The organism is Bradyrhizobium sp. WYCCWR15520, from assembly GCF_056174665.1.
Map to the genome: position 1 here is coordinate 124,990 of NZ_JBWBWM010000011.1, position 22,765 is coordinate 147,754.

General features: G+C 62.1%; 25 protein-coding genes and 1 pseudogene. 11 read left to right on the top strand and 15 right to left on the bottom strand.

Annotated features, from left to right (window positions below; translation table 11 throughout):
• Positions 1-3: 3 nt before the first annotated feature.
• The gene (ccoN, locus tag AC0QUY_RS14490) at positions 4-1,650 is read right to left on the bottom strand and encodes a cytochrome-c oxidase, cbb3-type subunit I (RefSeq protein ID WP_161854636.1); all 1,647 of its coding nucleotides are present in this window, start codon (positions 1,648-1,650) and stop codon (positions 4-6) included.
• Positions 1,651-1,710: 60 nt separating this feature from the next.
• Between ccoN and AC0QUY_RS14495 the strand changes: the two genes are divergently transcribed.
• A complete protein-coding gene (locus AC0QUY_RS14495; RefSeq protein WP_161854637.1) occupies positions 1,711-2,286 on the top strand; it encodes a hypothetical protein in 576 nt (191 codons plus the stop codon).
• 75 nt (positions 2,287-2,361) lie between these two features.
• Here AC0QUY_RS14495 and AC0QUY_RS14500 read toward each other — a convergent pair whose 3' ends face one another.
• Positions 2,362-3,075 (bottom strand): Crp/Fnr family transcriptional regulator, encoded by a 714-nt coding sequence (locus AC0QUY_RS14500; protein ID WP_161854638.1) that lies wholly within the window; start codon positions 3,073-3,075, stop codon positions 2,362-2,364.
• Positions 3,076-3,260: 185 nt separating this feature from the next.
• Between AC0QUY_RS14500 and AC0QUY_RS14505 the strand changes: the two genes are divergently transcribed.
• Positions 3,261-3,578 carry a c-type cytochrome gene (locus tag AC0QUY_RS14505; protein ID WP_202639091.1) on the top strand — a complete coding sequence of 106 codons (318 nt, stop codon included), beginning with the start codon at positions 3,261-3,263 and terminating at the stop codon, positions 3,576-3,578.
• Positions 3,579-3,686: 108 nt separating this feature from the next.
• Positions 3,687-4,526, top strand: a complete 840-nt coding sequence (locus AC0QUY_RS14510; protein WP_475387333.1) for a universal stress protein — start codon at positions 3,687-3,689, stop codon at positions 4,524-4,526.
• 44 nt (positions 4,527-4,570) lie between these two features.
• On the opposite strand, the gene AC0QUY_RS14515 is transcribed toward AC0QUY_RS14510, so the two are convergent.
• From AC0QUY_RS14515 to AC0QUY_RS14535, 5 genes are all read right to left on the bottom strand, one after another.
• Positions 4,571-7,264 (bottom strand): bifunctional acetate--CoA ligase family protein/GNAT family N-acetyltransferase, encoded by a 2,694-nt coding sequence (locus tag AC0QUY_RS14515; RefSeq protein ID WP_475387334.1) that lies wholly within the window; start codon positions 7,262-7,264, stop codon positions 4,571-4,573.
• 111 nt (positions 7,265-7,375) lie between these two features.
• On the bottom strand, positions 7,376-7,801 hold the full coding sequence (locus AC0QUY_RS14520; protein ID WP_161854641.1) for a hypothetical protein: 426 nt from the start codon (positions 7,799-7,801) through the stop codon (positions 7,376-7,378).
• 99 nt (positions 7,802-7,900) lie between these two features.
• Complete coding sequence (locus AC0QUY_RS14525; protein WP_475387335.1) at positions 7,901-8,734, bottom strand: universal stress protein; 834 nt, start codon at positions 8,732-8,734, stop codon at positions 7,901-7,903.
• A 126-nt stretch (positions 8,735-8,860) separates the two neighbouring features.
• Positions 8,861-9,076 (bottom strand): hypothetical protein, encoded by a 216-nt coding sequence (locus AC0QUY_RS14530; RefSeq protein ID WP_161854643.1) that lies wholly within the window; start codon positions 9,074-9,076, stop codon positions 8,861-8,863.
• 206 nt (positions 9,077-9,282) lie between these two features.
• On the bottom strand, positions 9,283-10,164 hold the full coding sequence (locus AC0QUY_RS14535) for a Crp/Fnr family transcriptional regulator (protein ID WP_475387336.1): 882 nt from the start codon (positions 10,162-10,164) through the stop codon (positions 9,283-9,285).
• On the opposite strand from AC0QUY_RS14535, the gene AC0QUY_RS14540 reads away from it, so the two are divergent.
• The gene (locus AC0QUY_RS14540; protein ID WP_161854644.1) at positions 10,148-10,351 is read left to right on the top strand and encodes a hypothetical protein; all 204 of its coding nucleotides are present in this window, start codon (positions 10,148-10,150) and stop codon (positions 10,349-10,351) included. The genes AC0QUY_RS14535 and AC0QUY_RS14540 overlap by 17 nt on opposite strands.
• 106 nt (positions 10,352-10,457) lie before the next feature.
• On the opposite strand, the gene AC0QUY_RS14545 is transcribed toward AC0QUY_RS14540, so the two are convergent.
• From AC0QUY_RS14545 to AC0QUY_RS14570, 6 genes and pseudogenes are all read right to left on the bottom strand, one after another.
• Positions 10,458-10,688, bottom strand: a complete 231-nt coding sequence (locus AC0QUY_RS14545) for a DUF6894 family protein (protein WP_161854645.1) — start codon at positions 10,686-10,688, stop codon at positions 10,458-10,460.
• Between the two features lie 103 nt (positions 10,689-10,791).
• The gene (locus AC0QUY_RS14550) at positions 10,792-10,950 is read right to left on the bottom strand and encodes a hypothetical protein (RefSeq protein WP_202639092.1); all 159 of its coding nucleotides are present in this window, start codon (positions 10,948-10,950) and stop codon (positions 10,792-10,794) included.
• Positions 10,951-11,111: 161 nt separating this feature from the next.
• Positions 11,112-11,951, bottom strand: coding sequence for a CHAD domain-containing protein (locus AC0QUY_RS14555; RefSeq protein WP_475387337.1), 840 nt, complete (start codon positions 11,949-11,951; stop codon positions 11,112-11,114).
• Positions 11,952-12,034: 83 nt separating this feature from the next.
• Positions 12,035-13,597 carry a bifunctional aminoglycoside phosphotransferase/ATP-binding protein gene (locus AC0QUY_RS14560; RefSeq protein WP_475387338.1) on the bottom strand — a complete coding sequence of 521 codons (1,563 nt, stop codon included), beginning with the start codon at positions 13,595-13,597 and terminating at the stop codon, positions 12,035-12,037.
• 109 nt (positions 13,598-13,706) lie between these two features.
• Entirely contained in the window at positions 13,707-14,132 is a 426-nt protein-coding gene (locus AC0QUY_RS14565; RefSeq protein WP_161854647.1) for a CBS domain-containing protein, read from the bottom strand.
• A 24-nt stretch (positions 14,133-14,156) separates the two neighbouring features.
• Positions 14,157-14,983: pseudogene (locus AC0QUY_RS14570) on the bottom strand (universal stress protein).
• Between the two features lie 272 nt (positions 14,984-15,255).
• On the opposite strand from AC0QUY_RS14570, the gene fixL reads away from it, so the two are divergent.
• The 5 genes from fixL (at position 15,256) to AC0QUY_RS14595 (ending at position 19,001) form a co-directional block, all read left to right on the top strand.
• Complete coding sequence (gene fixL / locus AC0QUY_RS14575; protein ID WP_475387339.1) at positions 15,256-16,797, top strand: sensor protein FixL; 1,542 nt, start codon at positions 15,256-15,258, stop codon at positions 16,795-16,797.
• Positions 16,781-17,398 (top strand): response regulator FixJ, encoded by a 618-nt coding sequence (gene fixJ, locus AC0QUY_RS14580; protein WP_475387340.1) that lies wholly within the window; start codon positions 16,781-16,783, stop codon positions 17,396-17,398. The genes fixL and fixJ overlap by 17 nt, the downstream gene beginning before the upstream one ends.
• 107 nt (positions 17,399-17,505) lie before the next feature.
• Positions 17,506-17,880, top strand: a complete 375-nt coding sequence (locus AC0QUY_RS14585) for a response regulator (RefSeq protein WP_475387342.1) — start codon at positions 17,506-17,508, stop codon at positions 17,878-17,880.
• A gap of 116 nt (positions 17,881-17,996) precedes the next feature.
• The gene (locus AC0QUY_RS14590) at positions 17,997-18,701 is read left to right on the top strand and encodes a helix-turn-helix domain-containing protein (protein WP_161854651.1); all 705 of its coding nucleotides are present in this window, start codon (positions 17,997-17,999) and stop codon (positions 18,699-18,701) included.
• Between the two features lie 42 nt (positions 18,702-18,743).
• Entirely contained in the window at positions 18,744-19,001 is a 258-nt protein-coding gene (locus AC0QUY_RS14595) for a hypothetical protein (RefSeq protein ID WP_161854652.1), read from the top strand.
• Positions 19,002-19,265: 264 nt separating this feature from the next.
• Here the strand turns inward: AC0QUY_RS14595 and AC0QUY_RS14600 are convergent, their stop codons facing one another.
• Entirely contained in the window at positions 19,266-20,528 is a 1,263-nt protein-coding gene (locus AC0QUY_RS14600) for an aminotransferase class III-fold pyridoxal phosphate-dependent enzyme (RefSeq protein WP_475387343.1), read from the bottom strand.
• Positions 20,529-20,771: 243 nt separating this feature from the next.
• Between AC0QUY_RS14600 and AC0QUY_RS14605 the strand changes: the two genes are divergently transcribed.
• Together AC0QUY_RS14605 and AC0QUY_RS14610 are read left to right on the top strand one after the other, a co-directional pair.
• Positions 20,772-21,407, top strand: a complete 636-nt coding sequence (locus AC0QUY_RS14605) for a DsbA family protein (protein ID WP_475387344.1) — start codon at positions 20,772-20,774, stop codon at positions 21,405-21,407.
• Positions 21,408-21,491: 84 nt separating this feature from the next.
• Positions 21,492-22,460 carry a Bug family tripartite tricarboxylate transporter substrate binding protein gene (locus AC0QUY_RS14610; RefSeq protein ID WP_475387345.1) on the top strand — a complete coding sequence of 323 codons (969 nt, stop codon included), beginning with the start codon at positions 21,492-21,494 and terminating at the stop codon, positions 22,458-22,460.
• A 5-nt stretch (positions 22,461-22,465) separates the two neighbouring features.
• On the opposite strand, the gene AC0QUY_RS14615 is transcribed toward AC0QUY_RS14610, so the two are convergent.
• Complete coding sequence (locus tag AC0QUY_RS14615; RefSeq protein ID WP_475387346.1) at positions 22,466-22,756, bottom strand: PilZ domain-containing protein; 291 nt, start codon at positions 22,754-22,756, stop codon at positions 22,466-22,468.
• Between the last annotated feature and the right edge of the window lie 9 nt (positions 22,757-22,765).

Below are 22,765 nucleotides of genomic sequence, written 5' to 3' on the forward strand. Positions count from 1 at the left end.
TCCTCATTCCGCCGGCTGAAGAGCGACGGGCGAATGCACTTCCGCTTCGCCAACCCGCACCGTCATCCAGAGATTATAGGCCATGATCAGCGATCCGATCAGGAACAGCCCACCGCCTGCGGCGCGGATGATGTAGAAGGGATGCATCGCTTCCACGGTTTCGATGAAGGAATATTCGAGGAAGCCGAGCGAGGTGTAGGCGCGCCACATCAGGCCCTGCAGAATTCCCGACACCCACATCGCCGAGATGTAGAGCACGATGCCGATGGTCGCGGTCCAGAAGTGCCAGTTGACCAGCTTCAGGCTGTAGAGTCCCTTGCGATCCCATAGCCATGGAATCAGACAGTAGAGCGCACCAAAGGACACGAACCCGACCCAGCCCAGCGCACCGGAATGCACATGGCCGATGGTCCAGTCGGTGTAGTGGCTGAGCGAGTTGACGACCTTGATCGACATCATCGGCCCTTCGAAGGTCGACATGCCGTAGAAGGCGACCGACACGACCAGCATGCGCAATACGGGATCGGTGCGAAGCTTGTCCCAGGCGCCCGAGAGTGTCATCAGGCCGTTGATCATGCCGCCCCATGAGGGCATCCACAGCATGATCGAGAACGTCATGCCGAGCGTCTGCGCCCAGTCCGGCAGTGCCGTGTAGTGCAGATGGTGCGGACCGGCCCAGATGTAGAGGAAGATCAGCGACCAGAAATGGATGATCGACAACCGGTAGGAATAGACCGGCCGCTCGGCGCGCTTCGGAATGAAGTAGTACATGATGGCAAGGAAGCCGGCGGTCAGGAAGAAGCCGACGGCGTTATGCCCGTACCACCACTGGAACATGGCGTCCTGGACACCGGCCCAGGCAACGTAGGACTTCGAGCCGAATATCGACACCGGCAACGCGGGATTGTTGCCGAGATGCAGCACGGCGATAGTGACGATGAAAGCCAGATAGAACCAGTTGGCAACGAAGATATGCGGTTCTTTTCGCTTGATGATGGTCCCCAGAAAGACCAGCAGGTACACGACCCAGACGATCGTCAGCCATAGATCCGCGTACCACTCCGGCTCGGCATACTCCTTGGACTGGGTCACGCCGAGCAGATATCCGGTGCCGGCGACAAGAATGAAGAAGTTGTAGCCGATGACGACGAACCAGGGGGCCAGATCGCCCGCCAGGCGCACGCGGCAGGTCTTCTGCACGACATAGAGCGAGGACGCGATCAGCACGTTGCCGCCGAAGGCGAAGATGACGGCCGATGTATGCAGCGGTCGCAGGCGACCGAAGCTGGTCCATGGCAGATCGAAATTGAGCGAGGGCCACGCGAGCTGGGACGCGATCAATACCCCGACCGCAAACCCCGCGATGCCCCAGATCACCGACATCACGGCGGAGAACTTGATCGGGCCCATGTTGTAATTGGGCCGGCCGTTGATTTCCTGCGGCGGCAGCGACGGGCGGGCAAAGTACCGGTTGACGATCGCAATGACCGCCCAAAGGCTTGCGGCGGACGACAGCGCGGCATGGAATGCAAACGCCGTATCCTGCGCCATGGCCATGGCGAGCAGGCACAAAAATGCCATGAGCGAAAAGACCAGCACCAGACCGGCCTCGCCGTGTGTCATCGATTTTGCGGTTGAAGACTGGGTCATGAGCTAGCTTCTCTTCTGCGGATGCCTGACCTCACTGATCACAGCCTCGCGAGCGGGAAATTGATCGAGGTCAATCTTCTTGCGGTTTTGCGCAGTTTGTTGCTGATAGAGCTGGGCTGCGAGGATTCAGCAGCAACACGGGCCAATCGGCAGGCAAGCCTGCGTTGCCTTGGCACGTTTCAAAGGAACGTCGGCCCTGCTCACGGGCTCCTTCGCGAGGGAAGCAGCGCGTTCGGTCGACCCGTAAGCTTCCAGATGCGGGAGATCGGCATCCCGGACCGTCCGCTTGAATTCCGCGCGAGCGATGCGTTTGCTGAACTTGGTGATCATCGCGCGCCACCGGCGGCCCATGGCGGCAGCCAACCTTCCCGTATCGGCGGTCATGATTGTCACGACGAGACCTCGATGATCATGCGCGACCAGACCGCAGCCTGGCTGTGTCGCGCCCTGTCGGCGCGGGGTGACGATCAGCGCGATCAGAACGCACGGCGCTTGGCGGCGGAGGGACTGGCCAATTGTTTCGGGCGGGTTTGCAGGTCGCCCCAGAACAGCACCCCAGCAAACACCACGAACATCGTGACGACGAAGACGGTAACGAGCAACGAATCGGTCGGCATGCGGTTGATCTCCCCGTGATGGAGGCAGCATGCACGCGGGCTTCGATCGGGGCTTTGACCAAGATCAAATGCAACGTGACTTCCGCGGGATTTCTCATGCCGCAGCCATGGCGACAGCCCGGCCCGGGTCCAGCAGGCGGACACCACCCGCGACGATGATGAGCATCTTCTCGCGCTCGAACCGGGTCAGCGTCCGGCTCACGGTTTCGATCGTCAGCCCGAGATAATCCGCGATATCCTGCCGGCTCATCGGCAGCGTAATGGTCTGCCGTTCGTCGCCGATGTGGGCCAGACGCTTTCGCCAGCCGACAAGGAAGGACGCAACTTTCTCCTCCGCAGTGCGGCGGCCCAACAGCAACATCTGCTCCTGCGCCAGCATCAGTTCCCGCGCCGCGAACGCGTTGATCCGGATCAGGAAGTGCGGCCTCTGCTCGATGAAATGCGTGAACGTTTCCCTGGAGAAGCGGCACACTGTGATGGAATCGACTGCATCCGCCGAGAAACTGTAGCGATCGGACGGCGCCATGCCGAGAAAGTCGCCCGGCAGCGCAAAGCCGACGACCTGACGCCGCCCATCCGGCAGCAGCTTGTACAGACGCGCGACACCCGCCGCCACATTGTGGACCGAATGCGCGAGCTGACCCGCCGTGAACAGCGCTTCATTGGGAGCGAGATGAACGTGGCGGGCGATCCGCTCGAACTCGGCAAGGTCGGCCTGGTCAAGCGCGCCGCAGATGCTGAGCGAGCGCACGGTACAGGCTGAGCAGCGGCCGAAACTTGCCCGATTTGGAGAGATGGTTCGTATCATTTGCCGCTGTCCGTTCAAGCGCCGGATTGACGTCCCTGTCCGTGGCCGCCCCTCAACAACCAGGAGATATAGTTCATTGCAGTGAATCCAGCATGGGCTGGTTGATCCAGGTCAAATTCGCCGACGATTAAACCCTCACAATAGCAACCGGCTGGAGAATCCATTCGCCACGAGTTGGAGCTGCGATGATCAGACGAATCCTGATGCCACTGGCGTTCACGTTGATCTCGTTGGTGCCGGCAGCGGCTGCTTCGCCTCAGGAGCAGCGCGGCAAGACCTACGCGCTGAACAATTGCGCGCGCTGCCATTCGATCGACAAGGTTTCGCCAAGCCCGCTGAAGATCGCGCCGCCATTCCGGACGCTACACAAGCGCTATCCGATCGAGACCATTGCAGAGGCGCTGGCGGAGGGTATCTCTACCGGCCATCCCACCATGCCGGCCTTCCAGCTCGACCCGGACCAGATCGGCGACCTGTTGGCGTATCTGAAGACGCTCGAATAACGGCGCGGGTCATACGCCGCGCAAGTACGCGAGCAAAGCCTCATTGCGATGGATCAACTCTCGCAAACCGGCAGAGCGCTAGGTTGCGCCTCGGAAAAGGAGAGCCCCATGGCGTACAAGGACATTCTGCTGACTTTGACGAGTTATCCCGATCCCACCCCGACCTCGATCACCGAGGATGCCGTCGCGATCGCCGCGACCTTCGGAGCTCATCTGGCGGCGATAGCCTGCGAAGTGCATGTGGAGATACCCGGCCGTTTTCTTTCGGGCTCCATGGCCAACATTCCCGGCATCATCGCCGGCGAAGTCGAAAAAAGCCGGAATAGCGCCAAGGCCATGCTGGCCGCTTTCGACAATGCTGCGAACAAGGCCGGCATTCTGCACGAATGCTATCTCGAGAAATGCCCGACCTTCACCGTGCCGGACCTGTTGGTAGACCACGCACGGCTTCGCGATCTCACTATCGTGCCGGCGCCGGAAAACTATGATCAGTGGTACGCGGAAGCCGTCATCTTCGGATCGGGACGACCGACGCTCGTTTTGCCCGAGACAGCGCGTAAGCGTGGTTTCGAGTTAGGGACCGTCGCAGTCGCCTGGGATTTCAGCCGTGCTGCAGCCCGCGCGGTTTCCGACGCGCTGCCGCTGCTCGAAAAGGCCAGAAAGGTGCGGATCGTCACCGTCACCAACGAAAAGAAACTGGACAACAAGCATTCCGCCGAAGCGCTGGCCAAAAACCTGGCGCGCCATGGCATCGACGTGGTGCTCGACAAGGTCGATGCCGACGGCCGGTCGATCGGCGAGGTGCTCGAAGCCTACACGGTTTCGCATCAGGTCGACGTCCTCGTGATGGGCGCCTACGGTAATTCGCGATGGCGCGAGTTCATCCTCGGCGGCGCCACCAAGAGCCTGCTCTCGAAGCCGCCGCTGCCGATTCTGTTCTCACACTGACGACGGCTGGCTCCGTGCCGGAGAGATAGCAGCATCAGGCTGGCTCAAAGCGCCAGCCTGACATTGCAGATGTCATGCTCGACCGGGTCTGTCTTAACCTCGAAGCCGAGGCTACGGCACATCGCCAGCATGACCGTGTTCTCGGCGAGTACGTCGCCCGAGATCGCTTTCAGGCCTTCTGACTTCGCGTATTCGATGATCAACTGCATCAATACCCAGCCGAGGCCCCTGCCCTTGAGGTCCGAGCGCAACAGGATCGCGTATTCGCCGCTCTCGTAAATCGAGTCGGAATGAATCCTGACGACGCCGACGAGTTCATTGGTCGCTCCGTCGAAGGCGACAAAGGCCATTGCCCGGGCGTAATCGAGCTGGGTCAGGCGGGCGATGAACTCGTGGGAAAATTCCTTCATCGGAGCGAAAAATCGCAGCCGCAGATCGTGCATGGTGACGTGTTTCAACATCTCGTGGATCAGCGGCTCGTCCTCGGGCCTGATCGGGCGAACAAATACGCGCCAGCCGTCCTTGACCTCGATATGGCGCTGCCACTGCGAGGGATAGGGCCGCACGGCGAAATTCGCAGGCCCCGAACCGCGGAACTTGCGCTCGACCCGTCCGATCGCGACGCGTGCATCGACCGCCAGCACGCCGGCTTCATCAGCCAGCAGCGGGTTGATGTCGAGCCCGCGGACTTCGGGAATGTCGGCGGCCAATTGCGCGAGCTTGACCAGAACCATCGCCACCGCGTCCTGCTTCACCGCCGGCACGTCGCGATAGGCGCGGAGTAGCCGGGAGACGCGGGTGCGCTCGATCAGGCCGCGCGCCAATTGCAGGTCAAGCGGCGGCAGCGCCAGCGCCTTATCGTTGATGATCTCGACCGCCGTGCCGCCGCGGCCGAACACGACGACGGTACCAAACGTGGGATCGTCGGCGAGGCCGAGAATGAGTTCGCGCGCCTTCGCCCGCACCACCATCGCCTGCACCATCACGCCCGAGATCCGTGCCTCCGGCCGCAGCGATCGTGCCCGCGCGAGAATATCTGCGGTCGCCTTGCGCACCGCGTCGGCGCTGGTGAGATTGAGCACGACGCCGCCGACATCGGATTTGTGCACGATATCGCGCGACATGATCTTGAGCACGACCGTCGATCCCTGCGCAAAGATCGCATTCGCATGCGCGACCGCCTCCTCGGCATCAGCGGCGGCGAAGGTCGGCACGGCCGCAATATCGTAGGCATCAAGGAGCTGTTTAACCTCGATCGGATCAAGCCATGAGCGATCATCGGCCAACGCCGTGGCCACGAGCTTCCGCGCCGCGCCCACATCGGGCGCAAACTCGCTCGGCATCGCGGGCGGAACCTGCGCCAGCGCCTCCACGACTTCGCGATGCCGGACCAGATGCATGAAGCCGCGCACCGCGTCGTCCTCGGTCAGATAGTTCGGAATGCCAGCATCACTCAGCAACTTACCGATCGATGGCTCGGCGCCGACCCAGACTGCGAGTACCGGTTTGGGCAACATGCGGCGTTCGGCGCGGTACTTCTGGACCACGCCGGTCACGGCTGCGGCGATCTCATCGGCAGGCGCGATTGCGGTCTGGACATTCATGACAAGCACGGCGTCATTGCTCGGGTCGGCCAGCAGCGCCTCCAGCGCCACGGCATAGCGCTCGGCATCGGCGTCGCCGACGATGTCGACCGGGTTAGACTTCGACCACGTCGGAGGCAGCACCGCATCCAGTCGTTCCCGCGTCTCCGGCGAGAGCTGGGCGGAGATGCCGCCGAGTTCGGCCAGCCGGTCGATGGCCAGCACGCCGATGCCGCCACCATTGGTCAGGATCGCCAGCCGCTTGCCGGGCGGAGATTTGAGCCGTCCAAGCGTTTCCGCACAGTCGAACAGTTCGCCAAGATCGGAGACGCGCAGGACGCCGGCGCGCTGAAATGCGGCATCGTAGACGGCATCCGCCCCGGCCAGTGCGCCGGTATGCGTTGCCGCCGCCCGCGCGCCTTGCGCCATGCGGCCCGACTTGACGACGACGACGGGTTTGACCCGGGCGGCGGCGCGCGCCGCTGACATGAACTTGCGGGCGTCCTTGATCGCTTCGATGTAAAGCAGAATGGCGTGGGTCTTTTCATCCAGCGCGAAGTAGTCGAGCAGATCGGCGATATCGACATCGAGTTGGTCGCCAATCGAAACAATGCCGGAAAAACCAACAGAGCGCTGCGCCGCCCAGTCCACCATCCCCGCTGCAATGGCGCCGGACTGCGAGATCAGCGCCAGATGTCCCGCCACCGGCATGTGCGCCGAAAAGCTGGCATTGAGGCTGACGCCCGGCATCATGATGCCCAGGCAATTTGGGCCGATCAGCCGCATGCCGTATTTTTGCGCGGCTCGTTCCGCTGCCTCCGCCAGCGAATCCGGACCATGGCCGAGCCCGGCACTGACGATGACCGCACCTGCCGCGCCGCGGCGGCCCGCTTCATCAATCAGACCTGCGATGGTGCGGGCCGGCGTGGTGAGGACAACGAGTTCCGGCACAAATGTCAGTTTGGCGATGCTGTCAGCGGTCGCCACGCCATCGATCTCGTGATAGCGCGGATTGACGAGACCGAATTCGCCTTTGAACTGAGCTTTACGAATATTGTTGAGAATGGCGCGGCCGACCGAGCCCTGGCGCGGACTGGCCCCGACCAGTGCGACGGAATGCGGCGAAAGCAGATTGTTCAGACGATAGGTGGACATCGTTCTCCAGTATCGGCAGCTCGCGACCCCTGTGCGACAGGTTATCCGGAAACGGTCACGGCGCGATGATATATCGCGCCATGATCGTCAATTTCTGGGGCTGTTTTCCGATCAGTTCAGCGAGCGTCCGCTGATCAAGTTCGACGTAGCCGCGATCATCCGCTCACCATGCCTGAACAGCCGTTCGGAGTCGCGACGGAAGAAGTCGAGCTGGTGCTGGCTGCAGTCCTGGCACGTCGTCTTGATATCATTTACGGAGTGTGCGCTCGCCATCTTGGTGACGAACTCCGTGAACAAATGCATCTCGGTCTGCGTTCGCTCCAGCATCTCGTCGCCGAGGAACACCAGCTCCTCGAGCATCATCTTCTGCGCGCCAATCATGAACTCCAACGCGCCCTGATTCAGTTTGGTGGCTTCCGCTTCTGCATTTGCGGCTGCTGGAAGGGAGCCGGAAGCGGTCCGCTCAGACAACTCTGACATGACGATCTCCGATTTCTGAGTTTCCGCCGAAACGATTACCGGGGTCGGGGTGAACATTGAGGCGCATCAAACTGGCGTCATTGCGACCGCAGCCAGAGCCAGCGAACACAAGGCAAGGAACTCACCGGGACCAAAGGTCACATCCCTCCCCCGGGATCAGTGCGACATCAGGACCGGCACGGTCATGCAATCGAACATGCTGCGCGTGACGCCGCCCAGAATTCGTTCCTGCAAGCGCGAATGGCCGTACCCACCCATCACCAGAAGGCCCATACTGCTTTCGGCCGCGATCGACAGGATCGCGCCCTGGACGGCGCCGCGGTCCGTCGTCAGCCGTTGCACCCGGGCCGCAATGCCACGCCGCCCCAAATGCGCGGCGAGTTGGTCCGAGGAGGCGTCGCCCGCTTCCTCATTGACCGCAATCACGGTCACGGCGTTCGCGCCCATCAGAAACGGCATCGCATCGCGCAACGCGCGGGCCGCAAGGCGGCTGCCGTCCCAGGCGATGCCGACGTGATGGGCGTCGAGCGGTCCCTTGTGGATATAGGGAACCATCAGCATCGGCCCGCCGGAATTGAACAGGATCTGCTGCGGAATCTCATTGTCGTAGCTGGCTTTCGAGGGATCGGGCTGCAGCACGATCGTCATGTCGTAAAGCCGGGCAAGCGCGCTGATGGTCTTCCCGGCCTCGGCGGGAATTGCCGCAAAGGTCCTGATGCCGTAGGCGATCTTGGCAAGCTTGGCCTCGATCTCGAACACGGCGATCGCAGCGTTCGCCCGTTCTCGAGCGCGCTCCAGGTCAGCCCCCATGACGGCGGCTACGGCGGCGCCGCCGCCTTCCACCATCAATCCGGCGTTGCCCATCGCTTCATAGCCGATGGCCACGGCATCGAGGTGCGACCGGCGCGCAATGGTCAGCGCGACAGCGACGTCGATCACCGGCCTCACCTGACGCTCGGAGGGAATATGAACCAGAATGTTCCTGAACATCGCCGTTCTCCCACACATTCGCGGGGCGCTGACGCCCCCGTCCCGATTATGCCGGTAAAGATAAACGATGGACGGAGGGCCGGGGGTTGACCCACATCAAGCTCGAATTCGATCGCCTCCTCCGTGCTATCGCGGAATGAGCTGCAGCTCCAGCAGCGCCAGTCGTTGCAAGGCTACCGGATCGCACTCTCCGCCGTGAGCGGCGCGCAGAATCGCCTCGGCAATAGCCTGAACGTGACTGGAGCTGACCGGCTCGGGAAGCGAAGCCACCGCGGCATCAAACGCCGCTTCCATTACCGAGATGATCTCGGGCGGGAAGGACGCATTTGCAAAATCCTTCATGACGGTGGCTACAAAAGGAAGCGGCTGCCAATGCATCTTGGGGGGCGGGACTGCTATCAGCAGCCGCTCGAGTTTGCTGTGTCATCCCTTGGACACATATTGCATAATTTTCCCGAAGGTGAATCGTTCCCAAATTCAAGGAAATCAAATGGACAAAGCATCATTTCGCGGGACAGTTTCGCCATCCGCGGTCTTGCATATCTATTTCAAAGCGACGGATTCTGGTGGAGGTAACGGTCGTCGAACTGCGCCAATTCCCCGAGCTTTGCTTCGTCGAGTACCGTCACTCGGCCCCGGTTGATGTCTACGATCCGCTCCTCGCGCAGTTGCTTGATCACGCGGTTGGCATGCACGGGCGTGATGCCCAGTGCCTCGCCGATTTGTTCCTGCGTCAGCGGCATTTCGAAATTGTCGCCCGCCAGCCGACCGGTAACTTCAAGCCGCCTGCGAAGTTCGAGAACGATGTGGGCGAGCCGCCCAGTCGCCGGTCGCTGTCCGACATTGACGATCCATTCCCGGAACATCGCGGCATCAATCAGCGTGTCGCGCCAGAGCACTTCCGCGACGTTCGGCCTCGTCCGCGTCAACGCCCGCAACGACGCGTGGCTGATGAAGCCGAGCGTGGACGCGGTCAAGCTAACGAGATCGTGGTCCATACGGTGCAGGTGCAAGCTCTGCAGGTCGGGAATCTCCCCCGGAATATGGATCGAGAGAATTTGCCGCTGGCCGCTGGCTATGACCTTGGACCGAACGCAGAAGCCTTCGATTATCAGGCAGCATTCTGTCGGGCGCTCGCCGTCGGATACGATGGCTCTGGCCGCTTCCCAGTGACGAACGGCAATCGGAAGCCCTCGCAATGCAGCAATGTCCGCTTCTTCCAATCCTGAGACGGTATTGAGTCGTCGCAGCAACGCCGCAAACACAAGCTCCCGGTCCAAACCCCTGTCTCCTCCGTTCGGACGACCGTTCTCCAGTGAACGAAACGGACCGCTCGATGCGGGGTTCCCAACAAACGTTAAGGACGCCGCCGATGTGACGTGGGAGGTTTCAGGCCCCGCACGGAGGTCCGTCATGAAGAAAAAACGCAATCGCAGCCGCCCCGCCCTCCCGCTTCAGGAGCGGCTTGGCCAAGTCGCCCTTCGCGCGCGGGAAGAGGCAGCTGGCCTGCCGCCCGGTGAGGAACGCGACCGTCTGATCGAAATAGCGATGGCAAACGAGGCTGCAGCCACCATCGACCGCTGGCTTTCATCCCCGGGTTTGCAGGGCCCCAAATAGTCCAGCTTTCTGAATGTGCCTGCCTGCTCCCCGTTCCCGCCCGGCCAGGCGAAAGGACTCACGCTTGCGTTCATGCGGGACGTGACTTGGACTTACTTCGGGGCTTTTACTTCGGCTTTTCGGCGCAGACGTGAATGACGTAGACCGGATTGGAGAACTCGTCGGTTACCTCCATCCGCCAGTCCTTGCCCGGGCGCAACTTTCCGTCGAGATCCTGGATGATCTGCCCTGCAGTTACCGTTGCTTCCCGCCATGCTGCCCGCACGTCGGGTAATTCTTCCCCTTCCTCGTCAAGTTCGATCCTGTCGTAATACACGTTGAAAAAGTAACGTGGCATGAGGGCATTCCCTTACGGCGCATCCTTCTCGACCGTATGCAACTAAACTCCCTGGCTGGTGCCTACTTTTCGGCCGGCTTCGTCACCACCATCGTCAGTTACTTTAATGCGTGTTCGATTCCTGCCATTTGTCCGGGTCGGACTTGGTCGTGCCGGACCTCTGTTCCTTTTCGGGGTTGCCCTTCCACGGCTTGTCGGTTTGCCGGTGCGTTCCCCAGTCGGTCTGCTGACGCGGGTCGTCCTTGGGAGTTTCTTTGCTCATGCCGCTTACCTCCTTGGGGAGAATAGCCGTCAACCCGGCCAAAGGTTCCTGCGGCAGCGACCGCAGTACGCCCTGCCAGACGGCAGGTTCGTGGATCCCAGCCGGCGAGGCCCCGCGCGAATTTCTTGCTGACTTGGAGGAAGTTTCGTCCTCACAACGGCTTAGGTTGAATTCTGGAGAACGGAACCACGGAAAGACTTGGCCATGTCGCGATGAGACGCGAGCGCCGCACCGAGCAATTTTTCCGTGCGGCGGCGATAGCCCGGCGGACGCTTCTTGCTTGTTTTGCCCTTTTTTGCTTGCGGCCCGTCGCCCGCAAGGCTGGCAAAGCTCTTGATATCGCGGAGGTCGCCCAATGCGCGCTGCAGCTGCTTTGCCGGCTGATGCAGATGGCGCAATTCGCGGCGACCCCACAGATTGACAGTTTCCGTCAGTGCTTCAAGCATGTAGCGGAAGCGTTTGAACTTGATCCGTAGCCGGTGACGGCGCGACGCGCCCAAGGTATTCAGGCGCCGTCCCTTGCGGACCAATCGCCCGTGCCAGCGGTTGAGTTTACGGGCGCAATAAATTTGCAGAGCCTCCGCGTCCTTGCGCTGCTGGCAACGCGCGAGCCATGGCCCCTGTCTGATCCAGCCTGCCATTGCCGAGATCAGATGTTGCGTCCGAACCGAGCGCAGGGCGCGAACCAGTTGGCGATGGTTCCGCATCTGGCGTTGATCGAGCTGCTCCCCGATCATGCGCTGCGCCCATGCGCGGTATCGCTTGCGGCGCGCATATTCCACCAGGACATCGCTGTCGCGCGCAGCGCCGAGCGAGCCATTCAGCCACGCGATCTCCTTCTTCAGGCGCACCCATTCCTCATCGACCACGATCGGCGCGAAGAACGCCACCGCGGCGCGCAACCGCGTGATGGCGATGCGGATCTGATGCACGGCCTCGGCGTCGCCGGCGCATGCGCTACTGTGATGGGCCTTGATGGCCGCGACGCAATCGAGCGCCATCGTTTGGAATGCGGTTGCACAATCGAGGCTTGCCGCCGCGGCGACCTTGCGCCGGTTGGACGTTCTGGTCGGCACCGCCATCGTCAGCTCACCCCCCGCGCGACCAGCGCAGCACAAGCGTTGCGCAGCGACTGGTCCGGTGTTCCTGAGGCGTCAATTATATGCCAGTTTACCGCGCCGGTCGTATCCTGTTTCAGGGCGATATGCCGCGTCGCGTCGGATGCATCATCCCTGCGCTGCTCGATCCGCGCCAGCCTGGTCGCTAGATCAGCCGTCAGAAACAGGCCGACAAACCTTGCGCCCCGCTTGGCCGCGAGGCCGGCGATTTCGGTCCGTTCTCCTTCCTGCAAATACATGGCATCGAGCACGACCGAACAGCCCTGGGCAAGGATACGTTGCGCGGTGCTCGCGAGCGCATCGTATACACGTTTCGAAATATCAGCCCGATAGGCGGATTCCGGGAGAGCCGTGGTTTCGCTGGTACCGAACAGGCGCTTGCGGATGACGTCCGAGCGGACGATGACCGCGCCGGGTGGAGGCTCGATCAGGCCCGCGAGCCCGCGTGCAAGCACCGATTTGCCTGTTCCCGACAACCCACCGATTGCCACCAACAGCGGCTGCTTGGGCATGATGAGGCGCCCGGCCAGATCGAAATACCGTTTGGCCTCCCGCCACACCACGTCGCTCGCTTCGGCATGTTCGCTCTTCACGAACAGCACATGCGCCCGGATCGCTGCCCGCACCGACAGGAATAGCGGCAGCAGCTGGAGGCCATCGATCTGTTCCTCCCCCGCCTCCGCAAGGTAGCGATTAAAGACCGTGCTTGCCGCCGCAGGTTGATCGAAATGGATCAGATCCATCAGCGTAAAGGCGAGATCGTAAAGCACATCCGTCGTGGCGATGACGGGATCGAACTCGATGGCATCGAACAACAGCGGCCGGCCGTCCACCAGGGCAATATTGGCAAGATGCAGGTCGCCATGGCAACGGCGCACGAACCCCTGCTCGGCACGCTGCCTGAGCAACGGCTGCAACGTCGTTGCACATTCGCGGCTCGCTGCATCGAGCTGATCGATGGCCGCGGCAGCAAGCCCGCGCACCCGGCGAAACTTTGCGGTATTGCGGTCGATGATCGGGCGAATGGAGGCTAGCCAGCTTTCTCCGTCCGCGCGCGGCGCCTTGCCATGGGATTGCAGAATTGCGTCGGCCGTGGCCGTCGCAAGCGATGCATCGATCATCTTCGATTTCGCGACGCAATCCAGCGACTGCGTCTCGTCGAACCGCGCCATTTCGACCGCCCATTCGACCGGAGTGCCGGCGCCGCCGATTTCGAGAGCACCGTCGGAATTGCGCGTGATGGCGACGATGCGCCGGTAGAGTTCGGGAGCGTTGCCGGCGTTGACTTTCAGCTCTTCCTCGCAGGCGCGCTTGCGCTTCTCCAATGACGAGTAATCGAGGAATGGCAAGCGCACGGCGCGCTTGATTTTCAAGGCCCGGTCCGCGCCGAGAAAAACTATGGAGGCATGGGTATCGATCCGCCTGCCGCCCCTGGCCGGATCGAAGCTGGAGCCCTCGAGGAACTTCAGCACCTCCCGTTGCGGGTCGGCCTCAGTGGCGGCCGCATTGGCGGATGGCGGCACCGTCATGGCTGCAGCACGGCGGCGCCGGTGAGGTTCGCGACTGAAAGCAGTTGCCGTTCCTCCCGGAGCAGGCGGTAGTGCATTTCGTCGGATATCCTCCGCGAGTGCATGCAGCCTATCCCCGCGCGCTCTCGGTCAGCGCACGCATGATGTCCCCGCGCGAGATGATCCCGACCATCCGCTGCTCGGCATCCAGCACCGGCAGGCTCTTCATCCGGTGGTCCACCATCAGTTGGAGGACGCGGGTCAGTTTCGTTGCGGGGTCGACGTAGATGAATTCCGACGTCATCACATCCACCACCATCCGCGACAAAAGGTCGTCATAGGCCGGAACCATGCGGCCGGGGTTGAACGCGAAGCATTTCAGAAAATCGAAATTGCTCACGACGCCAACGATGTCATCGCCCTCGCGCACCGGATAGCAGTTGAAATCATCGGCCTCGAACATCCGATGCAGCTCGCGCATGGTGGTGTCGCGCGTAACCGTCTTCACCTGGCGCGTCATGAATTGCCCGGCGGTCGCTTCGAGAAATCTATGCACGGCGGTTCCTCGGGATGCAGATACTTAACGGGACAGGAACGCGCAACGGCGGGATTCAGTTGCAAGGTGGCGTGTCACGCCGCTCAGCACCCATTCGCGCAATCGCGAGTGACCGTAAGCGCCGGCGATCACCGCGCCCGCTCCGACATTGCCGGCGATCTTCTCTAGTTGTTCGGTCACGCCGCCGGCCTTTTCCGGAACGAGGGTGTTCGCCGCGATGCCGTGGCCGCGCAGCCATGCCGCCACGTCGGCAACATGCGACAGCGCATCCGCGCGACGGCCATCCTGCTCCGGAATCTCCGCAACCGTGACTTCCGCTGCAGCAGCCAGGATCGGCAGAGCATCGAACACGGCCCGGCGCGCTTCCCGCACGTCCTTCCAGGCGATCAGAACGCTTCTCAGATCGAGCCATTCGGCTCTGGGCGGCACCACCATGAGCGGCCGGCCCGCCTGCATCACCAGATCGCTCGGGTCGGGGCCCCACTGGGATCCACCTGGGCCTCGGAGCGGGCGCCGACCACGAGGATATCGGCGGCTCTTGCCTGCTGCAGCATGTAGGGGACCGGTAACATGCGGGTGGCGCGCCACTCCACCGCTGTTGCGCGCCTCTCGACCGATGCACGAAACTTCGATTCGAGTTCCGATAACTGTCGCTCGATAGCAGCGGTCTCCTCTTCGAGCAGCTTTTGCGCAAAGGCGCCACTCGCGAAGTACATTGGCGGCCTGAGAGCTGAAGCCGCAACGCCAATAATCCGCGCCCCGAATCGTTCGGCGATATCTCCGGCCACCCTGAGGCAGGCATCGTTGGGCCGGTCCAGCGCCAGACCGACCATGACGGTTTTGTAGTCCATAAACCTGCTCCACGCCTTCGGGCGAAATGCCGAACGGCCCCAACCCACACAGCGACATCCTAGAGGTCCGTGCCGATTTGAAGCTGACCTAGATCAAGAAATCTCGTTCGCCTCTTCGAGGCGTGCACTATCGCAGCATGGCGCTGGTGGAAATTCGAAAAATTGCGCATATTATCAAATGGATATCGAACCTTTATGATGTCGCTTCGCCGCTGTTTCCCACGCCCGATCTAATGCGGTATCTGATGAACCAGAGCAGCCCAAGGCGAAGCATGTTCAGCGCCGACCGACCCTTTCGAGATCAAGACCCGCTCGACGCGAACGCGCGCAGCGGTGCCGAGGGATCGGGCGTAGGCGCGTGGGATCTCGAGCTATCGACTCGCAAGTTGAGCTGGTCCAGCGCCGCACGGAAGCTCTTCGGCGTCGAGCCGGATGCCCCTGTCGATTACGATCTTTTCCTGTCCCTGCTCGATGCGCAGGACCGCGACCGAACAGCAGAGGCTGTACAACAGTCGATCGCTACCGGATGCAGTTTCGACGTTCAATACAGGGTGCGCCAGCATTCGGATGAAGGTCATTGGGTACGCGCGCTAGGCACGACCATCAATGGTCCCGACGGCGCTCCCGCCCGGCTTAGCGGCGTGATGATCGACATCAACCGCGAGAAGCGTCTTGAGGATGCGGTCAGGACGCGCGAAAGGCACTTCCGCTCGATTCTAGACACGATTCCGGATGCGATGATCGTGATCGACCAGCATGGCATCATGCAGTTCTTTTCCAGCGCCGCCGAGCGTCAGTTCGGCTACAGCGAACCCGAAGCGATTGGAAAGAACATCAGCGCGCTGATGCCAGAACCGGATCGCAGCCGTCACGACGGCTATATCGCGCGTTACCTGAAGACGGGCGAGCGGCGCATCATCGGCATCGGGCGTATCGTCACCGGCATGCGCAAGGACGGCACGACATTTCCGATGCATCTCACCATCGGCGAGATGCATTCCGCGGGAAGGCCTTTCTTTACTGGGTTTGTCCGCGATCTCACCGAGCAGCAACAGACCCAGGCGCGGCTGCAGGAGCTGCAATCCGAACTCGTTTACGTCTCCCGGCTGAGCGCGATGGGCGAGATGGCCTCCGCCCTCGCCCACGAACTCAATCAACCGCTGTCGGCCATCAGCAATTACATGAAGGGATCGCGCCGCCTGCTGGCCGGCAGCAGCGACGCCAACGCTCCGAAGATCGAGGTAGCGCTCGATCGCGCCGCGGAGCAGGCGATCCGCGCCGGCGACATCATCAGGAGATTGCGCAATTTCGTCGCCCGCGAAGCATCCGAGAAGCGCGTCGAAAGCCTTTCAAAAATGATCGAAGAGGCCGGCGCGCTCGGGCTCACCGGCGCCCGCGAACAGGGCGTATTCCTGCGCTTCAACCTCGATCCGACCTGCGATCTCGTGCTAGCCGACAGGGTCCAGATCCAGCAGGTGCTGGTCAACCTGTTCCGCAATGCGTTGGAAGCGATGGCGGCCTCGACGCACCGCGAACTGATTGCCTCAAATACCAGGGCCGCAGATGACATGATCGAAATTGCCGTTTCCGATACCGGGTCCGGCTTCGCGGGCGATGCGCTTGCGCACCTGTTCCAGCCATTTTTCACGACGAAGGAGACCGGCATGGGCGTCGGCCTTTCGATCAGCCGCACCATCGTCGAAACCCACGGCGGCCGGATGTGGGCCGAAACCAACCGGTCCGGTGGTGCGACCTTCCGCTTCACGCTGCCTGCCGCGCATGCCAAGGATATGACCGATGCCAGCGAACGCTAAGGTTTATGTCATCGACGACGATCCGGCGATGCGCGACTCGCTGGATTTCCTGCTGGGTTCGGCCGGCTTCCGCGTGCGTCTTTTCGATTCCGCGCAGGCTTTCCTGAGCGAGGTTGCGACCCTGGAGGCCGGCTGTGTGGTCACCGACGTGCGCATGCCCGGTATCGACGGCATGGAACTGCTGCGCCAACTGAACTCCGGCTCGCGAAAACTCCCGGTGATCGTCATGACCGGCCATGGCGACGTGCCGCTGGCCGTCGAAGCGATGAAGCTCGGGGCGCTCGACTTTCTGGAAAAGCCGTTCGACGACGACCGGCTGATCGGCATGGTCGAGACCGCCCTTGCGGAACGCGAGAGCGGCTCGAAAAGCGACGCGCTGTCGGCCGATATGGCAGCGCGCGTCGCCAGTCTCACCCAGCGCGAACGCCAGGTGATGCAGGGGCTGGTAACGGGGCAATCGAACAAGGCCATCGCCCGGGAATACGACATCAGTCCGCGCACGGTGGAGGTCTACCGGGCGAACGTGATGACCAAGATGCAGGCCGGTAACCTTTCCGAACTGGTACGGTTTGCGATCCGGGCCGGCTTCGTCGAAGATTGAGCCAAGTCAATTCGGGGACCGGAAAAGCGTCTATTTTTGTCGGCATGATCGACACCCGAAGCAGCACCACAGGTGAAGCCAGCGTCGGCCTTCAGCCCAGGAAGGCAATGATTTACGTTGTCGATGACGACTACGACGTCCGGACATCGCTGCGATTTCTGCTGGAGACCGAGGGTTTCGACGTCCGCACCTTCCGTAGCGGAACCGCGCTGCTCGGATCCTCCACGCGCAATCGAGCGGATTGTCTAGTCGTTGACTACAAGATGGCGGAACTCGACGGACTGGAACTGGCCTATCGGCTGCAAAGGCTCGACGTCTCCACCCCGATCATTCTGATCACGGGCTATCCAGACCAAGGCATTTCGGCCAAAGCGCATTTGGTCGGCGTGCGCCACGTGCTCTTGAAGCCCAACCTGGACGGCAATCTGGTCGATTGCGTTCGAAATGCCATCAATGCGCCGAACGTGGCGAGCCGGCCCTGAGGCCGGGCGCCCTCCGTGAAACCCCGTAGGGGATCTCCCTTAGGATATCGCCCCAAATATCGGACAGCTAAAATCCCAATTACACCAAGGCCATCCCGCATCGAGGAGATGGCAAAATGCTCACCCAGACGATCACCACCCCGGCAGTCCCGGCAGCCAAGGTTTTCCCCGCCCCGCGCGCCCAGAATGTTCCGGCCGTCGACCAGTTCAGCGTGATCGCGACCTGCGCGGGTGTAATTGCCAGCGAGTTCTCCTACCGCAAGGACGAGGAAATCTACGGCGAGGGCGAGCCTTGCGAATATGTCTATCAGGTGGTCCGCGGCGCGGTGCGCACCTACAAGCTGCTCAACGACGGACGGCGGCAAATCGGCGCGTTCCATCTGCCGGGCGACGTGTTCGGCCTCGATGCCGGTTCGATCCATCGCCTGACGGCCGAAGCGATTGGCGAGACCACGGTTCGCCTCGTGAAGCGGCGCAGCCTGGAAGCTGTCGCCGGGTTGAATGTCCAGGTAGCCCATAACCTCTGGATGATGACCGCAAGCGACCTCCGGCATGCCGAAGACCATATGCTGCTGCTGGGCCGGAAGACCGCGATGGAAAAAGTTGCCACCTTCCTGCTGGAGATGGACCGCCGGCTCGCCAAGGCCGGCATGGTGGCGCTGCCGATGTGCCGCCGCGACATCGGCGACTATCTCGGCTTGACGCTGGAGACCGTTTCGCGGGCGCTTTCACAGCTCAGCGACCAGGGCATTCTGGTGTTTTCCAGCGCCCGTCAAATCGTGCTGCGCAATCGCCAGCGACTGGCGGATCTGGACGCCTGAGAGTAAGCTGGGGGCACGATGCCGGAAGGATGGGAGTGCAGGATGAACAATTATCGCGTCTCCTTCTACAAGTACCTCTGTAATTCCGACGGGCACAGCTTCAAATGCCTGCAGCGCCAGATCGATGTCCAATCGGACGAACCTTCCCAGGCGATAGTGCTCGCAGCGCGGTTGGTCGATAACGAACGGATCAACGCCGATTGCGTCGAGGTCATGCACCTGAGCGGCCATCACGAGTTCGAACATCCCGCGGTCTATTCGCCCGCGCGCAGCAAGCAGGTATGGAACCGCGTCGCGTGACGAATTGATCGCGACGTTGATTGAAGCTCGAGCAGTTGCGAGCCTGCGCGGTCGGCTGCTCGTTGCGCGATGTGATCTCGTGCTGGCGGCTATTTGATCCACGTCAATGCGAAACCGGCGAAACGCAGGGATAGTCGATCTGCATGCCGGACGAGGATGTCCCGCATCACTCGGCGATCTCGCCGTTTTCTCCTAAGACTGCCCCGCCATCGTCGGTCATAGCGACCGCGTTGCGGGGCATTTTATTGATGTCCGCAAATTCGTTTACCGATTGGGTCCCGCTTCCAACTCGCGGACGGCCTTGAAGCCATGCGAAGCCGCCTGCAACGCCTCATCGATATCGGCTGCACGATGCGCCGAGGACAGGAACATGTTGTGCTGGGGATGAAAGAATGCGCCGTGACGTAGCGCGGCCGAGCAGAACGCCCTGCCCTTGCGTACCTCCGGATCACCCTCGAACAGCATCAGCGGCATCTGCGGCGGTCCGCTCTGGCGGATCGCGATGCCATGTTCGTTCGCCAGCGCCGCCAGTCCCTCGCGCAATCTCAGGCCGATCGCGCGGATATGTCCGGGCACATCGGTCTCGCGCGCGATCCGCAACGTCGCCCGCGCCGCCGCCATGGCTACCGTGCCGCACCAGAACGAGCCGGTGACGAATATCTTGGTAGCGGCCTCGCGGAAGCGATCGTTGCCGGTAACGGCGGCCAGCGCGTAGCCGTTGGCAATCGCCTTGCTCCAGGCGCACAGGTCCGGACGCACGCCGAGCGCTTCCCAACTCCCCCTGATATCCAGGCGCAGTCCCGCCCGCACTTCATCGACGATCAGAGCGGCGTCAGTCGCATCGCAAGCCGCGCGCGCAGCTACGGCAAATTCTTTCGTCGGCAATTCGAGATCGCGGCCCATGTCGTGGCGGAAAGCCGTCACCAGGATCGCAGCGAGATCCTTGCCCGCGTCCTCGACCGCTGCCCGCAGGCTCTGCACGTCGTTGTACTCGAAGTGCAGGAGATGCGCGCGGTCCTCGGCCGTCACGCCGGCCACGCTCGGCGAGCACCATGGCAGCGCGCCGTGATAGCTGCCCCGCGCGACCAGCACCTTGCGGCGTCCGGTGCCCGCACGGGCGATCGTGACGCAGCTCGTCGTCGCATCGCCGCCATTCTTCTGAAACATCGCCCAGTCGGCATGGGGCAGCATCGCCACAAGATCCTCGGCAAGCTCGACCATGACCTCGCCGGGACCGTTCAAGCAGTCCCCTTTGGCGGCTTGCGCCCCGGCTGCCGCCTGAACGTCGGGGTGGCGATGGCCGAGCAGGATCGGCCCCCAACTGCACATGAAGTCGATGTATTCGCGGCCATCGACGTCACGCACGCGGCACCCCTCTGCGGAGGCGAAGAATTGCGGATAGCCTTCCGGGAGCCGCGCGGCATTCAGATGGCCCCACATGCCGCCGGGCACGACCAGTTTGGCCCTGGCGCGCAACACGGCATCCGCTGTCTGCGTTTCGCTCAACCGCGCTATGTGCTGGGTCATGACGTTCTCGTAATGCATTTCACCAGGTGGAATCCAGCCTCGGTCGCGCGGATGAAGCGGCACGGGCGTCACACGACTATCAAACCATCGCGCATGACAGGCGACAAGGTCCCACGTCCGGCGTGGTCCGCAAATGCGCGGTTCCCAATGCGATCAAACCGATCGGGTGGCTTTTGGCTCGCCAAAGCAATAAAAGACGAGCTCCGTTCTATCATCCCTTACCACATTCGTTTCGGAGCAGCGTTGAACGTCCATCGTCCCATTGTTTTCGTCGCGCTCGTTGCATTCGCGTCGCTTGCCCTCGCAAACTCTGCGATGGCGCAAAGCGCGATCGCGGCTAACGTCGCCAAACCGGTGTCTCTCCCCGACATCGCCATCGGGTCTGAAAAGGCGCCGGTCACCATCACCGAATATTCGTCGATGAGTTGCCCGCATTGCGCAGCGTTCGGACAAAATGTTTTTCCGATGCTGCGTTCGAAATATATCGACACCGGCAAGGTGCGTTTCGTGTTCCGCGAGTTTCCGCTCGACATCAAGGCCGCCGCAGCCTCGATACTGGCGCGCTGTATCGGCAAGGGCGATTCCGAAAAGTACCTCGCAGCCGTCGAGCTGTTGTTCAAGTTGCAGGACCGCCTGATGACGCAGACCAAGGACACGCTGCTCTATGTCGGCAAGCAGCACGGTATGAGCGAGCAGGAGGTCAAAACCTGCGAGGAAGATCAGGCGCAGTTCGACAAGCTGAGTGCCGATCAGCAATACGCCCATCGGGAATTGAAGGTTACCTCAACGCCGACGTTCTTCCTCAATGGTGTAAAGCTGCAGGGGTCGATGTCGTTCGAGGAGCTGGAGGAGCGGATTACGCCGTTGCTCAAGAAATAGCACCGCGCGCCTCGCCGGAAGCCCCTTGTCCGGCGCCGCCGCCTCGCCGATGATGCCCCCAACAAACATACGGGGGATAACGCCATGACCGCGGCCGTACGGGTATTGTTGGCAGCCGCGTGGCTGCTGTCCGGCGTCGTGGCGTCATCGGCACAAACCTATCCGAGCAGGCCGGTGCGCGTCGTGGTCGGCTTTCCCGCCGGTGGACCGACCGACGTCATCGCCCGCCTCGTCGCGCAGAAGCTTAGCGACAGTCTCGGCCAGCAGTTTTTCGTCGAGAATATCGGCGGTGCCGGCGGCAACACCGCCGCCGGCCAGGTCGCCCGCATGGCGCCGGACGGCTACACCATCATGGTGGTCAGCACCGGCTTTGTCGTCAATCCCAGCCTCTACGCCAAGGTGCCGTATGATCCGGTCAAGGATTTTGCGCCGGTGACGATGGTTGCGGTTTCGCCGAATGTCGTGGTGGTCAACCCGCAGGTCGCTGCCAAGACATTGCCCGAACTGGTGCAACTCATCAGGGACAATCCCGGCAAATACAGTTTCGCCGGGCCCGGGGTCGGATCGACGCCGCATCTGGGCGGCGAACTGTTCCGCCTCGCCTTCAAGCTCGACCTGGTCCACGTCCCCTTCACGGGCGCCGCCCCGGCCATTCAGGCGACGGTCGGGGGACACACGCCGATCGCTTTCACGGCGCTGCCGCCTGCCCTGTCCGCGGTGCAGAGTGGACAGCTGCGCGCGCTCGGCGTGGCCTCGACCGAGCGTGCCGCGGGTCTGCCGGACGTGCCGACCTTTGCCGAACAGGGCGTGAGCGATCAGGAGGCCGACACGCTGACCGGCATTGTCGCGCCGGCCGGAACGCCGAAGGCGATCATCGATCTGCTCCATCGCGAGATCGCCGGGATCGTCGCGCAGCCGGACGTCAAGGAACGCCTCACGACGCTCGGCTTCAAGGCGGTTGCGAATACGCCGGATCAGTTCGGCGCACGGATCAGGCTTGAGATGGACAAGTGGGGCAAGGTCGTGCGCGATGCAAAGTTGCGGATCGAATAGCGCGTTCAGCACCCCCGGTTCGATGACGGCTGTTCTACAGCGGCATCCACGATGTTGACGAAGGTCAGGCCGATACGGTTCTTCTGGATCCAGGCGACCCGGCACTCGTGCACGATCGACGGATCCCTCGCCATCACCAGGCGAAAGTGCTTCGGGACGAAGGCCGGATTGTCGACGTCGATCGCCGCCCCTTCGCGTGAAATATTCCGCACCACGCACGGCATGACGGACCCCCCCGATGAAACATAGGCAGGCTCGTCGATCTCCGTTCGCGGATACTTTCGCTTCTCGTCCATCCTGTTCGT

What these genes read in the sequence shown, in the direction of transcription:
- ccoN (WP_161854636.1), bottom strand. Translation starts at nt 1,650, where the DNA reads ATGACCCAGTCTTCAACCGCAAAATCGATGACACACGGCGAGGCCGGT.
- AC0QUY_RS14500 (WP_161854638.1), bottom strand. Translation starts at nt 3,075, where the DNA reads ATGATACGAACCATCTCTCCAAATCGGGCAAGTTTCGGCCGCTGCTCA.
- AC0QUY_RS14505 (WP_202639091.1), top strand. Translation starts at nt 3,261, where the DNA reads ATGATCAGACGAATCCTGATGCCACTGGCGTTCACGTTGATCTCGTTG.
- AC0QUY_RS14510 (WP_475387333.1), top strand. Translation starts at nt 3,687, where the DNA reads ATGGCGTACAAGGACATTCTGCTGACTTTGACGAGTTATCCCGATCCC.
- AC0QUY_RS14515 (WP_475387334.1), bottom strand. Translation starts at nt 7,264, where the DNA reads ATGTCCACCTATCGTCTGAACAATCTGCTTTCGCCGCATTCCGTCGCA.
- AC0QUY_RS14520 (WP_161854641.1), bottom strand. Translation starts at nt 7,801, where the DNA reads ATGTTCACCCCGACCCCGGTAATCGTTTCGGCGGAAACTCAGAAATCG.
- AC0QUY_RS14525 (WP_475387335.1), bottom strand. Translation starts at nt 8,734, where the DNA reads ATGTTCAGGAACATTCTGGTTCATATTCCCTCCGAGCGTCAGGTGAGG.
- AC0QUY_RS14530 (WP_161854643.1), bottom strand. Translation starts at nt 9,076, where the DNA reads ATGAAGGATTTTGCAAATGCGTCCTTCCCGCCCGAGATCATCTCGGTA.
- AC0QUY_RS14540 (WP_161854644.1), top strand. Translation starts at nt 10,148, where the DNA reads ATGAAGAAAAAACGCAATCGCAGCCGCCCCGCCCTCCCGCTTCAGGAG.
- AC0QUY_RS14545 (WP_161854645.1), bottom strand. Translation starts at nt 10,688, where the DNA reads ATGCCACGTTACTTTTTCAACGTGTATTACGACAGGATCGAACTTGAC.
- AC0QUY_RS14550 (WP_202639092.1), bottom strand. Translation starts at nt 10,950, where the DNA reads ATGAGCAAAGAAACTCCCAAGGACGACCCGCGTCAGCAGACCGACTGG.
- AC0QUY_RS14555 (WP_475387337.1), bottom strand. Translation starts at nt 11,951, where the DNA reads ATGGCGCTCGATTGCGTCGCGGCCATCAAGGCCCATCACAGTAGCGCA.
- AC0QUY_RS14560 (WP_475387338.1), bottom strand. Translation starts at nt 13,597, where the DNA reads ATGACGGTGCCGCCATCCGCCAATGCGGCCGCCACTGAGGCCGACCCG.
- fixL (WP_475387339.1), top strand. Translation starts at nt 15,256, where the DNA reads ATGTTCAGCGCCGACCGACCCTTTCGAGATCAAGACCCGCTCGACGCG.
- fixJ (WP_475387340.1), top strand. Translation starts at nt 16,781, where the DNA reads ATGCCAGCGAACGCTAAGGTTTATGTCATCGACGACGATCCGGCGATG.
- AC0QUY_RS14585 (WP_475387342.1), top strand. Translation starts at nt 17,506, where the DNA reads ATGATTTACGTTGTCGATGACGACTACGACGTCCGGACATCGCTGCGA.
- AC0QUY_RS14590 (WP_161854651.1), top strand. Translation starts at nt 17,997, where the DNA reads ATGCTCACCCAGACGATCACCACCCCGGCAGTCCCGGCAGCCAAGGTT.
- AC0QUY_RS14595 (WP_161854652.1), top strand. Translation starts at nt 18,744, where the DNA reads ATGAACAATTATCGCGTCTCCTTCTACAAGTACCTCTGTAATTCCGAC.
- AC0QUY_RS14600 (WP_475387343.1), bottom strand. Translation starts at nt 20,528, where the DNA reads ATGACCCAGCACATAGCGCGGTTGAGCGAAACGCAGACAGCGGATGCC.
- AC0QUY_RS14610 (WP_475387345.1), top strand. Translation starts at nt 21,492, where the DNA reads ATGACCGCGGCCGTACGGGTATTGTTGGCAGCCGCGTGGCTGCTGTCC.
- AC0QUY_RS14615 (WP_475387346.1), bottom strand. Translation starts at nt 22,756, where the DNA reads ATGGACGAGAAGCGAAAGTATCCGCGAACGGAGATCGACGAGCCTGCC.